We start from the raw sequence: 14,987 nt of genomic DNA on the forward strand, positions 1-14,987 counted from the left end.
ACAGGCCTTACTTCAGTATTGTTTTCTTCTTTTTTTTATACCCCATAATGCTGCTAATATAAGTGAGACAACCGATACCGCGGTCATCCACCAGAAATAAGGCGGGTAGTACGTGAGAGAAAGGTTATTTTCCCCTTCTTCAAGCGGAACGGCAGTAAATGCCCCGTTAGCTTTTTCGATCGGCACGCTTTCTCCGTTCACCTTGGCTCTCCACCCTTTTTCATATGGAATCGGCATCACAGCATACGTATCTCCTGCATCGTTTTCAATAACTGCATCAACTTCATTACCGTTCACATCTACATCCCGGGCGTTCTCCTCTGCCTGGGCGTTGGCCTCGTTTAATTGTTCATACGTTTCTCCGTAAACGGCCAGATCTTCAAGATGATATTCTCCTTCAGGCATCCGGATCTCTATGACGTTGTCCCCGGGATTTTCCACGCGGATCGTTAAATCATTTTCATCGGTGCGGTACAGTGAATCTCTTGCCTTACGGGAAGTCTCAAATTCGTTTACGTTCATCCGGAAAAAACCAACGCCGGGCTCCTGGCGGAGGAGAAAATCCACGTAGTAATCTTCCACGTTTTCATTCTCCGGCACTGTCATATTGAGTCCGCCCTCTTCCCCGGTAACCGTAAGCATTTCGTTCTCATAGGTACCGTTTACGGCTTCAACATTTTCACGGGTGATAACCGACTCTTCCTGCGGAAGTTCGGCTGCTTCTTCCGGGTCCTCGAGAATCACGCCGTTCAGCATAGCATGCTCCTTCGCAAGCGGTGCCGCTTCTTCCGCATCTTCATAGGCATACGTCTGGTCTGTGGTCCGTACAAACGGCAGCACGTTTTCATTCCGGTAAATAATATAGTCATCATTTTCTACAAACGGAGTAAACCCATACGGTACGTTTTCGTTCCCGTCTTTTTCAAACATGGCGTACTCTCCGCGCAGCAGGCTGTAAATATTGGCTCTTCGTCCAAAATCCGAATACCGGCTGATACTCTCCCGGCCGAGATCGATCTGAAGGTCATTGTAATAAAACATGAGTATTTCTTCATTCAAAATACTTGAGTATGCCCCCGCTCCGTAAAAATCCAAATACAGCGGCGTGTTCGTGCGCTGCGGATCCTTGATCCATGTAGTGCGGGACAGAGCGCCTGCACCTTCCTGAGCAGCTTCATCAAGCAGTTCGATTTGATCTGCGTCCATGTAATCCTCACTCATGAGAAATTCCTGCGTCGTTCCGCTCATGCTTCCGCGCTCAAACAGTTTTTCATACTGGTACTGATTGGCGACCACCACGCTCGTCATAATGGCAAAAACGGCGGTGATGATTCTTTTGCCGCGCACATCCGTAAGTGTTGTCACAATAAATGCTGCCAGGGAAACGATAATCATGCCCGGCGTCAGCCACCCGCTCCAGTGATCGATGGAAAAATCGTCATCCCACAGATAAAACAGGACGTACATGCCTGACGCAAAAATAAGCGAAGGCACCAGCTCCCGCCAGTCGAGCTTCCGGATATGCTGGATGCCTGCCGCCACTGCGCCGGCAAGTAAAAACGCAGCAATATACTCAAACCGGTTCCGCGGCGCGGAAAAACCGTTAAATACGCTTCCGATCAGCGGACTGTAATGAAATACGATAAATAAAAGCGAGAGAATGGTAAACAGCACAAACCGTGGATCCTTATACAGCTGTTTCCAGACTGCAAATACTAAAAAGATGGTCGGTACAATGAGGAAACGGCTGTCGAGCAGAATATTGCTTGTGTTATCAAATAACACGATCTCCTGTTCAAAGTCCGGCCGGTAATTGTTAAAGTATCCGTATATCCCGGCGAAAAAGCCGGTCAGGCCGATGCCGAATCCGAGCAGGGAACTGCCCCCGAAATAAAGTATCTGTTTACCTATTTTTGTTTCTCCAGGTGCAAGACGGATCAGCCACCTGGCTAATATATAAATACCGATAAAAATAAGTACAATATAGGAAAAGTAGAAGTTCGAAAAGACGGTTGCTGCGAGTGCAAAAATAAACAGCAGCGGTTTTTTCTCCCGAATAATTTTCTCCACGCCAAATACGAGCAGCGGGAGCCAAATGAAAGCATCCGCAAAAAATTCCCAAAACGCTGCATGACGGAAATACATTACACATGTGGCATATAAAAGGGCCCCTGTCAGGGCAGGCACACGGTCGAGCTTCATATAGCGGAAGCAGGCGTATGCTAAAAAGGAAACAAGTGTCATCCGGGCCATGCTGATAAAAATGACGGCCTCGGTCCAAAAAGCTGCGTCCGGCTCACGAATCAGCCCCGCCAGCTCCAGCATATACACCACTGCTATCTGGAAATAAAAGAACAGGTTCGTCGAATAATAGTACCCGAGCTGAGTAAACATACTGCCGCCAAGTCCAAGCTGAAAGGAATAAAAAAATTCACCGCTCGTGTAATGATCATACAGCAGCTGCTTAAACGGCCCCATCTGGTTCAGCCCGTCATTCGGCCCGGCCATATACGTATCATTGGTCCATTGGTATAAGAAAAATGCGTGCGCTGCAATGACTGCCAGAATGACCGCTGCCGCACCCCCCCATATATGCTTGTGTTTCAACATTCTCTCCCCACGCTATCTTTTTAGTATTTTCCCTGTGACAATAAACGTGACCGGTATAGTAAAAATCACCGCTCCCAGCGGGGCGATAGTACTGTTAATACCCAGCCATTCCACGAATATATAAGCAAAAACGGATGAAGTCCCTACGTTCACCACCTGGGTCAGCGGAAATTGAAAGAATTTCTTCCATGTCGGCCGGACCTTGTAAGTAAAGTATGTATTTAAAAAGAAAGAAATGACAAAGCTGATAAAAAACCCGGTAATATGGGCGATCATATATGGCACCGAAAGTACCACGTGAAGCAGTAAGTAGGCGGCGTAGTAGTTTAACGTATTCATGCCGCCCACTAAAACAAATCTGGTAAACTCATTATCCAACTGTTTCATGCATCTCGCCTTTTCGTATTAGATTCCTGCACTAAATAATGCGGGCGTCTTTTCGTTTCATAGTAAATGCGTCCGATATACTCCCCGAGCACGCCGAGACTTAACAGCTGCACGCCCCCTAAAAACAGTATAGCGGAAATTGTCGTAAAGTAACCCGGTACCTCTATTCCCATCCGCACAATCTGGACAAACGTAATACCGATATAAACCAGCGCAAGCAGCATCACGACCAGGCCGGTATACAAGCAGACACGCAGCGGACGGTTATTAAAAGAAATCATGCCATCCACGCCGTAATTCAGCAGGCTCGAAAACGACCATTTGGTTTCGCCCTCCTGGCGCTGGACATTTTCGTAGTAAACCGTTTTGGCCGGAAAGCCGATCCATGAAAAAAGCCCTTTCGAAAAGCGATTGGCTTCACTTAGGGACAGCAGAGCGTCCAGCGCCCGGCGGCTTAACAGGCGGAAGTCACCGACACCGTCTTCAAGCTTTACATCCACCATTCTGTTAATAAATTTATAATACATTGTGGCCATACCGGAACGGAATTTTGAATCTCCTTCCCGGTTCCGCTTTGCGATCACCTGATCATAGCCTTCTTCGTATCCCTCAATAAGCTCTAAAATCACCTCGGACGGATGCTGCAGATCAGCGTCAATGATTACTACAGCATCTCCATCCGCATGATGCAGCCCGGCAATCAATGCTGCTTCTTTTCCAAAGTTGCGGGTAAAAGAAACATAGCTTACATTTTCATGCATGCCGGCAAGCTCTCTCATCTTCGTCAATGTCCGGTCCGAGCTTCCGTCATCTATATACAGTGCCTCTATTTCATAAGGCAGATGCCCTAAATGGTTCTGCAGTGATTCATATACAGACACAATGTTGTCCTCTTCATTAAATGAAGGAATTACGATTGATATCTTTTTCATTCCATTTCCTCCCTGGCCCCTTCATCTCCCACTGTTTACACAGTACTTTCATATCGTACCCTTCTCTTTATCTTTTGTATCACTGTAGAGGGCTAAAAAAATCTCAAAAATTGTGTGATGGATGCATTCGTTCCGCTTTCCGGGCATAAAAAATAACATCCGGACCGCCGCGCCTGGCATCCACCTCCTCTGTCCATACAGTATCAAACACCGCATTCAGACTGTTTTCAAAAGCCTCGGAATAAGAAGCGCTCCAAAAAGCAGCCACTCCTCCGCCCCGGAGCGTACCGTAAATTGTTTGAAGACCTCCCGCCTCGTATATGTGATAGTTGCTTTCCCGGACCAGCCAGTCAGGTCCGTTATCTGTATCCATACAAACAGCGTCCCAACGATTGTTTGCTTGTTTTTCCAGAAACACCTGAAGGTCTCCCTCTACGATTTGCGCTTTATTGTTTTCGAGAGCCCTTCCGTTCCATTCCCGAAAATAGAGGCGGTTCCACTCGATAATGTACTTCTCCAATTCCACGACGGTAACATAAACTGTATCTGCATGCTGTACTGCTTCATGGAGCGAAAAACCGACGCCGAGTCCTCCGATCAACACCGATTCTGCGGAATAAGCGTGATTCAGCGCTTCCTGCACCATGCGCCGTTCCGAATCCCCGTTGTGAGTTGCCATCAAAAATGTTCCGTTGCTGATGACTTCATAATGCCGGCCCCGGCGCTGCAGCTGCAATTCTCCACTTTGTCCCTGAACGTTTGCCATTATTTCTCTGTCACTGTTCATTCAAGCTTACTCCTTTCCCGCCCGGAAAGTATATTTCATATTTGCAAAACCAGAAAAAAAAGGTACGATTAAAAGGTATGCAGAATTTTATCAACATGGGATTTTCATTTATTTTCGAATCATCTGTTTATTATTTCAGAAAAAGACCAGGAGGTTGTTTATATGCTCGGCGCCATTGAAGCAGGAGGAACAAAATTTGTCTGTGCGGTCAGTGAAAACGGCCGTGACATAAAAGAACGCATTTCGATTCCAACGACGACGCCCGAAGAAACCATGAAGCACGTGTACGATTTTTTCCGTGCTTTTTCTATCGAAGCTGTTGGCATTGGTTCTTTTGGTCCGATTGATATTAATACAAAAAATGATACATACGGTTATATCACCACAACGCCAAAAACAGCCTGGCAAAACTTTAACATTCTCGGAGACGTACAAAAACACCTTGCTGTCCCGGCAGGCTTCACCACCGATGTTAATGCGGCGGCGCTCGGAGAATGGAAACACGGCGCCGGTGCCGGAAAGACAAGCTGCCTGTATATGACAGTCGGCACCGGCATCGGTGTTGGTGCTGTTATTAACAACAATATTCTTGAAGGGCTGAACCATCCGGAAGCCGGACATATTATTGTCCGCCGTCATCCGGAGGACCATTTCACCGGAACATGCCCTTACCACAGCGACTGCCTTGAGGGACTTGCTTCAGGGCCCGCGGTGGAACAGCGCTGGGGAGAAAAAGGGAGCGAACTGACCTCCCGTCCGGAGGTGTGGGACCTCGAAGCTTATTATCTTGCTCAGGCAATGATGAATTACATTCTGATTCTTACCCCCGAGCGAATTATTATCGGCGGTGGCGTAAGCAAGCAGCCTTCCCTGCTCGCAAAAGTACAGGAACAGACGCAGCAGCTTCTGAAAGGGTACGTTCAGGATCCAATGATTACTCACAATATCGACCAATATATTGTTGCTCCGGGCCTCTACGATGATGCGGGCATTACCGGCGGATTTGCCCTTGCTGCCCAGGCACTCGAAAACACTCCCGGTTAACGGCAGACGGTTCCGGGACATAAATACTTGTTTTTATACTTCCTGTGCGCAGGTTGAAAAAGAAAGGAAATCAGCTGAGTGAAAAGACATGTTTTGCTACTTATGACCGGTTTACTTCTCATTCTGGTTGTACTTGGATGGAACAGCAGGCAGAATCCTCTTCCCGAGGTGGAAGCAGGCGAAGTCATCGAACAAAACAGCCTTCACCCTGTCGTGGAGGAACGAAAAAATGAATGGGTCCAGCGTGCAGAGCAGCAGGGGATCGAAGTTGTTGTGACGGATGAATACCGTTCGGTGGAGGAGCAGGATGCTTTATATGCCCAGGGCCGGACTACGCAGGGAGAAATTGTTACGCAGGCCCGGGGCGGAGAATCATATCACAATTACGGTCTCGCCGTTGATTTTGCTTTACGTACGCCAGACGGAGAGCTTGTCTGGGATATGGAACGCGATGACAACGGTAACGGAGAAGCAGACTGGACGGAAGCCGTCGAGATCGCTAAGGAGCTAGGTTTCAGCTGGGGCGGGGACTGGCCTGGTTTTAAAGACTATCCCCATCTTGAAATGACCTTCGACCTGAGTCTCGAAGAGCTTCGTGCCGCTGAACAGCAGAATACGTAGCCCGTGCAAACCATTACACTCTCTGATTTTATCCCTCTGCAGCAGGATCTATGGGAAGAGAGGCAGGCAAAGTACAGCCTGCACAATATTCCGTTTGATAAACTGGCCGCCTGGGTCATTCGGTGATTTCATTTTCAATGTAGAATACGATGTGATGTCTGATACCAATAAGGTGAAACAGTTTGGTTTTACTGAAGTGGTCAACAGCGATGATATGTTCCGGCAGCTGCTTCGTGAATTTCAGGATCAGCGGCTGATCCTGTACTTTTCAGACTGAACGCCCGCGTGCCTGAAACACCCATCCAGCTTCTGCCGGATGGGTGTTTCATCATTTTCCGATTTGCTTGTGTACAAACGCCCTCATGTAATTCATCGCCTCCTGCCCGTCTTCCTCAAGCGGAAACTGGCTGATAAACCCGTGGATTGTACCGTCCACCCGGTGATGATGCACCTCTGCATTTGCCTCTTTCAGCTGACGCGCCAGCTCTTCGCCTTCATCCCGCAGCACATCATATTCTGCCGTTATGACGAGTGTAGGAGGGTTTTCTCGTTTTGCGTCATCCCGCATCGGTACAGCCAGCGGATCCCTGCGTTCATCCCAGGCCGATAAGTAATGAGCCCAAAAGTCGCCGATATTTTTTGCCGTCAGGCCATACCCTTCGCTAAAACGGTGATAAGATACGTACGCCGGGTCTTCCTCCCGGTTGTAAAAATCAGCGACCGGATACAGAAGCATCTGTCCTTCAAGGTAGGTCTGCTCATTTCGGAGCAGCGTGGATGCTGCATACACAATATTGGCCCCTGCGCTGTCACCGCACAGGTAAAACCGGTCCTCCGTATTCGGCCACTCCCGGTACTCGGAAAGTACCCAGCGAACAGCGTCCAGGCAGTCGTATACCCCTGACGGAAACGGGTGCTTCGGCGCGAGCCGGTAGTCCACCGCTACAACATACGCCTTTAGTTCATTGGCCAGCACCCGGCAGAAGGCGTCATGAGTTTCAAGACTCCCTACAGCAAATCCTCCGCCGTGGAAAAAAATCACTACAGGAAGCGGCTCTTCGGATACTGGTTTATACCTGCGCACGGTTAATGTCCGCCCTTCTAAATCAATATCTTTATCCAACACTTCAGCTACGGCAGGCCGTTCTGACGGAGCGAGTGTCATTTCGTTTCTTCGTCTGCGTTCATCGACTACTTCCTCGACCGTTTCCACTTCGAAGGAACTGTTTTGTTCCAGGTATTTCCTTACATGATCTCGAAGTTCCATTGTTTCTGCCCCCTTTTTTCTTTATAACCCATACCCTGAATTCCGTTTGCCTACCCCTCACCCGCAGTCTTCGTTTTCGTATTCATTGACGATAACTGCCTGAAGTTATATAGTTACGCTAACATAATGACTATGGCTAAAGTAGGGGTAAATGTATGGAACCTATCATTCAAGTGCACGAACTGCGAAAATCATTTAAAGATATGGAAGCAGTCAAAGGCATTCATTTTGATGTCGCGCAGGGGGAGATCTTTGGCTTTCTCGGCCCAAACGGTGCAGGAAAAAGTACGACCATCAACATGATCTGCACGATGCTCGCTCCCACTTCCGGAAGCGTTACCATTAACGGATATGATGCTTTTAAACAGAAAGCAAAAGTTCGTGAAAGCATTGGCATCATTTTTCAGGAAAATACACTCGACGAAAAATTAAGCGCTCTTGAAAACTTAAAGCTTCACTGCCGGTTTTACCGTGTCCCTAAAAACAAACGGGCAGAACGTATTCAGGAAGTGCTTGAAATTGTAGACCTGGTCGACAATCAAAAGAAAAAAGTAGAGGAATTCTCCGGCGGGATGAAACGAAGGCTTGAAATTGCCCGCGGACTGCTGCACTACCCGAAGGTTCTCTTTTTGGATGAACCGACCGTGGGCCTCGATCCCCAGACACGCGCCCATATTTGGGAGTATATTCTCCGCCTGAAGGAAAAAGAAAATATTACGATATTTCTTACCACCCACTACCTCGATGAGGCAGAAATCAGCCACCGCATCGCTATTATGGATAAGGGCACCATCATCGCCCTCGATACACCCGATCGCTTAAAACAGCAGGTCGGCGGAGACGTCATTGAACTTGGCACCGAGGATAATGACGCGGTCGCCGCACAGCTGCAGTCAGCTATGCCGGAAGCAGAAGTAAAACAGGAAGCAGACATCCTGCGTATCCAGGTACCAAGCAGCGACCAGTTTATTTCTACTTTTCTGCAGCAGATCCGCGTTCCTATTACGAGCCTGAACATACGTCGGCCCACGCTTAACGACGTATTTTTGTCCTACACAGGACGCGATATTAAAGCCGGCCCCGCCTAAGAAAGGAGATCAAACATATGGAAGGTATTTTTGCCATCTGGCAGCGGGATTTAATGAAATTCGTCCGGGACCGTCCCCGTCTGCTCGGATCTTTTGCGATGCCTATTTTATTTTTAATTATTTTTGGCGGCGGCTTCAGCGGAACGATGGAAAATTTGGTGATGAATCAAACCTCTGAAATCGAAGATTTTAATTACCTTACGTTTATTTTTCCCGGGATTGTCGCCATGACCCTTTTAATGACCTCGATTTTTTCTTCTTTATCAGTTATCCAGGATAAAGAATTCGGCTATATGAAAGAAATTCTCGTCTCCCCGGTTTCCCGGGTGAACATTGCCATCGGTAAAATGCTCGGAGCCTCTACGGTTGCTTTTATGCAGGGGGTGCTGATGTTTATTTTGATCCCCGTCCTCGGCGTAACCTACGAATGGAGCAACATACTGGCCGTGCTGCCGATTATGTTTCTGCTTTCCTGCACGCTCGCTTCCCTTGGCCTGCTGATAGCAAGCCTGCTTCGATCAACACAGGGGTTCCAGCTGATTGTGCAGGTACTCGTGTTTCCAATGGTTTTTCTTTCCGGAGCGTTGTTTCCGGTAACGAATATGCCGGCCTGGATGGATATTCTTGTTAAAGTTAACCCTGTCACCTATGGCGTAGATGCCATGAAAAAGGTGATGACCGGCGCCGGGGATCTCCCGGTCGCCGCCCAGAATGCACTCGGACTGAACCTGCAGCTGTTCGGACGTACAGTAACAGTTGCAGAGGAGCTGCTATTTTTAATTATTTTTACTTCTATTCTGATCACGCTTGCCACCATAAGCTTCCGTAGAGCCAATGCCTGAGCATTGGCTTTACGTCTGTTCTATAAATTCCGTCACCAGCCGTTCTACAATATCCGGCTGCTCATGAACCACCCAGTGCGTCGCATCGGATACAAAAATCAGCTCTCCGGAGCGGCAGTATTCAAGGCTCGTCCGGGCAGAGGCCTTCGATAGAAAGGCGTCCCCCACGCCCCAGATGATCCGTACCGGCGGGGTCACATGGCTTGATTCCACAATATCCTTTGGCCCTTTTCTCATCCCTCTGTACCAATTGATCATGGTCGTGACTGCATTCGGCTGCGACCATGCTTCTTTGTATCTTTCCAGGTCTTCTTCTGTAAAGCTTCCTGGCCTGCTTGTTTTCACGAGACCGTTGGCAAACTCTTCAAAGTCATTATAGGCAAGCAGCTTTTCCGGCAGCCTGGGAAGCTGAAAAAACAGCATATATGAGCTTCTCAGAAGCTGCGTTGGATCTTTTTTCATACTCGCCGGCATCGCCAGCAGGTGCGGAATATTGATAGCAATAAATTTTTCCACGAATTCCGGTCTTGAGGCTGCCGTATACCATCCTACCGCCCCGCCCCAGTCATGACCGACGATCACCGCTTTTCCCCGTCCCATCGCTTTGATAAGCTCTGTCACGTCGTCACGCAGCTCGTCCAGGGCATAAGCTTCAATCTCAAGCGGCTTGCTGCTTTGATTGTAGCCGCGCTGATCCGGCGCCGCCACCCGGTACCCACGTGCTGCAAGCGGTCCGATTAAGTGTCTCCACTCATACCAAAACTCCGGAAAGCCGTGCAGAAGCACAACGAGCGGTCCCTCCTCCGGACCGGCCAACGCTGTGTGTAAAGAAACGCCGTTTACTGTTATTGTCTCAAAGCTGATATCCTGCATACATACTGCCCCCTAGTTGGTTTTCCTGAATAAAGTTTTTAATGAACTGCGTGACGAGCTCCGGCTGTTCATGATGTACCCAATGCGTCGCTTCTTCAATAAAAACCCCGCCTCCATCGCTGCAGTATTTCAGGCTTTCTTTAGCAGCAGCGGTGCCCAAAAACCAATCATGCATGCCCCAGATCATACGAACAGGCACATTGATTGTTTCGGTGCTCATCGCTTCTGCCGGTCCGAACGGGATTGCCCGAAACCAATTGAACATTGCCGTTACGCTGCCGGGCTGGGACCAGGCAAACTGGTACCCTTCCAGATCCGGCTTTGAAAACGCTTCAGGACAGCTCGTCACAGTCAGGTGTGCCTTCAATGCAGCGTATTGGAATATGGCAGCTGCTTTGTCAGGGAGAGCGGGAATCTGGAAGGCTGCCATGTAATACCCCTTGAGCAAGTCCATCGGGTGCGTGAGCATCGTCTTTGGCATAGCTGTTAAATGCGGCATATTAACAGGGATAAACAGCGAAATATATTCCGGACGGGTAAGCGCCATATACCAGCCTGCTGCCCCGCCCCAGTCATGACCGACTATTACGGCTTTTTCTCTTTTGAAGTGAAAAATGAGCCCGATGATATCTTCCCGGAGGGCATCCATAGTGTAGGGTGCTGTTCCGGAGGGCTTGGCGCTCAGATGATAGCCCCGCTGATCAGGCGCCACTACAAAATAGCCCTCCTCCGCCAACGCGTGCATCTGCTTTTCCCACGCCCGCCAAAATTCCGGAAAGCCGTGCAGCAGGATAATCATTTCCCCGTCCTTCGGACCCGCAGCAGCGACATGAAGACGGATGCCGTTCACGTGTACATATTTAAATGATAGTTCTGCCATCAAAAACCTCCTTCACTCTCTGGGTTACTTTACCCGGAAATGCCCTGATTCAATGGTGAAATTCTATATGCCGCTATAAATGACGATGGCACCTGCCCCATTTGGACAGATGCCGTTGTTTTTACATTTGCGCTGTTGGACGTACGACAATTTCATTAACCGATACTTCCGCCGGTTCTTCAATCGCGTAACGAATGGTGCGGGCAATGCTTTCTGAAGAGATAGCGTTTTTATACAGCTCATCTACACGTTCTTTCACCTGATTGTCCGATATCGTTTCGGTAAGCTCCGATTCCACAGCCCCCGGGGAAATAATGGTGGAGCGGATGTTATTTTCCGGCGATTCCTCTTTACGAAGTCCCTCCGAAATAGCGCGCACAGCGTATTTCGTACCGCTGTAGACAGCGCCGCCCGGAGATACCTGATGGCCTGCTACCGAGGAAACGTTAATAATGTGCCCTTCTTTTCTTTCTCTCATGTAGGGAAGCACGGCGCCAATACCATAAAGCACGCCTTTAATGTTTACATCGATCATCTGGTTCCAGTCTTCAAACTGCCGGTTCCGCAGCATCGAAAGCGGCATCAGCCCGGCATTGTTTACTATAACGTCAATTTGGCCGTACGTTTCATTGGCAAACTGGGCGAGTTCGTCCATCTGCTCCTGGGAGGTGACGTCCACTACTTTATAGGTCGCAGTGCCGCCGTCCTGTTCAATGTCCTTCTGAAGCTCCTGCAGACGTTCCTCACGGCGGGCAGCCAGAACCACTTTAGCTCCCTTGCCGGCTAATTCTTTAGCCGCTGCTTCACCGATACCGCTTGAAGCACCGGTCAGTATAACTACTTTTCCTTCAACTTCTGCCATGTTATTTCCTCCAATGCTGTTATGAATTAATCACGTACTCTCTATACCCGCCGCACTATATTCGTAACCTTTGCTGCTCATCAAAAAAGCCCCCGGGCCCGGGAGCTTTTTCACTTCAATTATTCTGCATGCCAGCGGACTAATAAAGCTGATTGCGCCAGACCTCCGCCAAATCCGTAGATAAGTACAAGGTCGCCGTTTTTCAGACGGCCGTCCTTCTGCGCTTCCCGGAGAGCCAAGGGAATCGTAGCGGACGAGGTATTGCCGTAATATTCCAGACTCGTCAGCGTTTTTTCCACCGGAATACCAGTGCGCTCGCAAATGGACTCGATCATTCTCATGTTCGCACTGTGCGGGGCAAACCAGTCGATGTCCTCAATCGTCACTCCCGCATCATTCAGAAGCTTATCGATGCCCTGAGGCACTGTCTTAACCGCCCACTTGTAGACCTCCCGGCCGTTCTGGACTACATAGCCATCTGAATCCACTTCCTGCCCGCCAATTTGATTGGACAAATCGGTGCAGTACAGATATTCCCCTTTTTTGCCGTCCGAGTCTGTGAAGGCGGCAAGAAAGGATGGGTTGCTGTCGCCCGCTTCCACAAGAGCCGCTCCGGCGCCGTCCCCGAACAAAATACATGTTGCCCGGTCCGTATAATCTGTAATTTTGGAGAGTGTTTCAGCACCGATCACCAGTACTTTACGGTGAAGACCAGAGCTTATCATGCCATCTGCCATGTGCAGTCCATAGGAAAAGCCGGCACAGGCAGCGTTTAAATCAAAGGCACCGGCCCCGGAAATACCGAGACTGGCCTGTACCAGAGAAGCGACACTCGGTGTTTTGTGGTCCGGTGTCAGCGTACATACAATAACCAAATCCACGTCGTCTAGCGTCTTGCCGCTTACGTGCTGGAGCTCCTCCGCTGCTTTTACGCAGATCGTGCTGGTGAATTCATCCTCTTCCGTGATCCGGCGTTCTTTGATGCCGGTGCGGGACGTAATCCACTCATCATTTGTTTCCACCATTTTTTCCAGATCATCATTCGTCAGTCGTTTTTCCGGGACAAAGGATCCTAATGCTGTAATTGAAGCTTTTGATTGTACCATCGGTATGTAACCCCCGTTTAATGTATAATTATCGCCAATTCGCTTTGATTTTCGTTGAATCTCATCCTTAATTATATTATCACAAAATAAAGGCTTATGCCTCCTTTGCTTTATTCAAACCACGAGTCCTGAACAGGCAAAAACCCTCCCTGGCTCAGGAAGGGTTCTCAGGTTATTTTTTCACTTCTGCCTGCTCGTGTTTTTGAATCAGATCTGCTGTCAACTGACCGGACAGCGTAACCATTGGCACACCGCCGCCGGGATGCGTAGAGCCTCCGGCAAAATACAGATTGTCATATATTCTGCTTTTCGCCGGCACTTTGAACCCGCCGTTCACTTTTTGGTCAGAGGCCACGCCGTAAATCGAGCCTCCGTTAGCGCCGTAGAGTTCTTCAAGGCCTTCCGGAGTGAAGCGGTATTCAAACTCGATCGACTCGCGCAGACCCTCCAATCCGTTTCTTTCTAATTTATTCAAAATTGTCTCCTGGTACTTGTCCCAGTCAAAGGATTTTTTCTGTTTGGCATCCATTGGAGGTACATGCGTGAGCACGAACAGGTTGTCTTTTCCCGCCGGTGCCTGGGTCTCATCCGAGCGGGCGGAGATGCCAATATACACTGTCGGGTCATCGGCCGGAATCTTTTCTTCGAATACCTGCTTAAACTCAAGCTCGGGATCCTCTGAGAAAAAGAAATTGTGGTGGTGCAGTCCGTCGAATTTTTTATTCACCCCGAGTAGCAGCACGACGCCCGAAACAGTGGGAATAAACGTTTTGCTTAGTTTTTTGGATTCTTTTTTTGCCTTCGTTTCCGGAGGAGCAATCGTATTGTAGGCAGGGATGGCTTCAAGGTTCGAGACGACAACATCAGCCTCATACGTTTCTCCATCCTCTGTTTCCACACCGGTCACCCGGTCATTTTCCACCAGCAGCCGGCTGACCGGACTGTTCAGATGAATATCAACCCGGAGCTCCTGCATCAGGCGCTCCATGCCCTCGGCGATTTTGTACATGCCGCCCTTCACATAGTGGATACCGAGTCCAAGCTGCACATAGATAAGCTGGTTTAAAATAGCTGGCGCTGCGTACGGATTGGATCCGACATACATAATGAAAAAGTTGAACATCTGCTCGAGATATTTGTTATCAAACTGTTTATGCGTCGCTTTGGCCACCGTATTCAACGGATCCATCTTCATTAAATCACCCAGAGTATGGTGGCTTTTTAAATCCTTTAAATCTTCGATGCTGTATTTATAAAAGCTTTTCATGCATAATTCATACATTTCTTCTGTATAGGATAAAAATTCCGTGATTTTGCGGCTCGGCTGGTCCGTTACTTTCGCTGCCTCTTCAATCATGCCGGGCAGATCGCTCGTAACATTCAGCGATGTTCCGTCCTCGAAAAATGTCTTCCATTGCGGTTCTACCCGTTCTACCTGTATGTAGTCATCAAGGTAGCGGTTCGCACTGTGGAACAGCTGTTCAAGCACCCATGGCATCGTCAGAATAGATGGTCCGGTGTCAAAGGTGAATCCTTTCCCACTGCGGCGGTTTAATTTACCGCCAAGATTTTCATTTTTCTCCAGTAACGTTACCTCATATCCATCCGTCTGCAGCCGGATCGCTGCGGACATGCCTCCAAGGCCTCCGCCGATAACAATTGCTTTTTTCTTCAAATAGAACACCTCC

At 48.8% G+C, this 14,987-nt stretch carries 16 protein-coding genes; 6 read left to right on the forward strand and 10 right to left on the reverse strand.

The features are described 5' to 3' along the window. Positions 1–12: 12 nt before the first annotated feature. The 4 genes from BLV22_RS08355 to BLV22_RS08370 all read right to left on the reverse strand — a co-directional run bounded on the left by BLV22_RS08355 (position 13) and on the right by BLV22_RS08370 (position 4,716). Positions 13–2,607 (reverse strand): YfhO family protein, encoded by a 2,595-nt coding sequence (locus BLV22_RS08355; protein ID WP_176967718.1) that lies wholly within the window; start codon positions 2,605–2,607, stop codon positions 13–15. Between the two features lie 15 nt (positions 2,608–2,622). Beyond that, complete coding sequence (locus BLV22_RS08360; protein ID WP_091613848.1) at positions 2,623–2,997, reverse strand: GtrA family protein; 375 nt, start codon at positions 2,995–2,997, stop codon at positions 2,623–2,625. Beyond that, positions 2,994–3,929, reverse strand: a complete 936-nt coding sequence (locus tag BLV22_RS08365; protein ID WP_091613851.1) for a glycosyltransferase family 2 protein — start codon at positions 3,927–3,929, stop codon at positions 2,994–2,996. The genes BLV22_RS08360 and BLV22_RS08365 overlap by 4 nt, the downstream gene beginning before the upstream one ends. A gap of 103 nt (positions 3,930–4,032) precedes the next feature. Continuing rightward, a complete protein-coding gene (locus tag BLV22_RS08370; protein WP_091613854.1) occupies positions 4,033–4,716 on the reverse strand; it encodes a spermine/spermidine synthase domain-containing protein in 684 nt (227 codons plus the stop codon). A 162-nt stretch (positions 4,717–4,878) separates the two neighbouring features. Here BLV22_RS08370 and BLV22_RS08375 point away from each other — a divergent pair, with 162 nt between their 5' ends. The 4 genes from BLV22_RS08375 to BLV22_RS15245 all read left to right on the forward strand — a co-directional run bounded on the left by BLV22_RS08375 (position 4,879) and on the right by BLV22_RS15245 (position 6,658). Then, positions 4,879–5,760, forward strand: a complete 882-nt coding sequence (locus BLV22_RS08375; RefSeq protein WP_091613856.1) for an ROK family protein — start codon at positions 4,879–4,881, stop codon at positions 5,758–5,760. 78 nt (positions 5,761–5,838) lie between these two features. Next, positions 5,839–6,381, forward strand: coding sequence for a M15 family metallopeptidase (locus tag BLV22_RS08380; RefSeq protein ID WP_245724053.1), 543 nt, complete (start codon positions 5,839–5,841; stop codon positions 6,379–6,381). Positions 6,382–6,384: 3 nt separating this feature from the next. Beyond that, positions 6,385–6,507, forward strand: a complete 123-nt coding sequence (locus BLV22_RS15240) for a hypothetical protein (protein WP_281241103.1) — start codon at positions 6,385–6,387, stop codon at positions 6,505–6,507. Positions 6,508–6,535: 28 nt separating this feature from the next. Then, positions 6,536–6,658, forward strand: coding sequence for a hypothetical protein (locus BLV22_RS15245; RefSeq protein ID WP_281241104.1), 123 nt, complete (start codon positions 6,536–6,538; stop codon positions 6,656–6,658). A gap of 51 nt (positions 6,659–6,709) precedes the next feature. Here BLV22_RS15245 and BLV22_RS08390 read toward each other — a convergent pair whose 3' ends face one another. After that, complete coding sequence (locus BLV22_RS08390; protein WP_091613865.1) at positions 6,710–7,648, reverse strand: alpha/beta hydrolase; 939 nt, start codon at positions 7,646–7,648, stop codon at positions 6,710–6,712. A gap of 155 nt (positions 7,649–7,803) precedes the next feature. On the opposite strand from BLV22_RS08390, the gene BLV22_RS08395 reads away from it, so the two are divergent. Together BLV22_RS08395 and BLV22_RS08400 are read left to right on the forward strand one after the other, a co-directional pair. Beyond that, positions 7,804–8,736 carry an ATP-binding cassette domain-containing protein gene (locus BLV22_RS08395; protein WP_091613868.1) on the forward strand — a complete coding sequence of 311 codons (933 nt, stop codon included), beginning with the start codon at positions 7,804–7,806 and terminating at the stop codon, positions 8,734–8,736. A gap of 17 nt (positions 8,737–8,753) precedes the next feature. Then, positions 8,754–9,578, forward strand: a complete 825-nt coding sequence (locus BLV22_RS08400) for an ABC transporter permease (RefSeq protein WP_091613871.1) — start codon at positions 8,754–8,756, stop codon at positions 9,576–9,578. A gap of 9 nt (positions 9,579–9,587) precedes the next feature. On the opposite strand, the gene BLV22_RS08405 is transcribed toward BLV22_RS08400, so the two are convergent. The 5 genes from BLV22_RS08405 to BLV22_RS08425 form a co-directional block, all read right to left on the reverse strand. Further along, entirely contained in the window at positions 9,588–10,451 is an 864-nt protein-coding gene (locus BLV22_RS08405; protein ID WP_091613874.1) for an alpha/beta fold hydrolase, read from the reverse strand. After that, positions 10,432–11,331, reverse strand: coding sequence for an alpha/beta fold hydrolase (locus BLV22_RS08410; RefSeq protein WP_091613876.1), 900 nt, complete (start codon positions 11,329–11,331; stop codon positions 10,432–10,434). Before BLV22_RS08410 ends, BLV22_RS08405 begins: the two co-directional genes overlap by 20 nt. Positions 11,332–11,452: 121 nt before the next feature. Beyond that, entirely contained in the window at positions 11,453–12,193 is a 741-nt protein-coding gene (locus BLV22_RS08415) for an SDR family oxidoreductase (protein WP_091613879.1), read from the reverse strand. A gap of 119 nt (positions 12,194–12,312) precedes the next feature. Further along, positions 12,313–13,299, reverse strand: coding sequence for a ketoacyl-ACP synthase III (locus tag BLV22_RS08420; RefSeq protein ID WP_091613882.1), 987 nt, complete (start codon positions 13,297–13,299; stop codon positions 12,313–12,315). Between the two features lie 172 nt (positions 13,300–13,471). Then, entirely contained in the window at positions 13,472–14,974 is a 1,503-nt protein-coding gene (locus BLV22_RS08425) for a phytoene desaturase family protein (protein ID WP_091613885.1), read from the reverse strand. Positions 14,975–14,987: the final 13 nt, after the last annotated feature.

The organism is Marinococcus luteus (genome assembly GCF_900106595.1).
Taxonomy (GTDB): Bacteria; Bacillota; Bacilli; order Bacillales; family Marinococcaceae; genus Marinococcus; species Marinococcus luteus.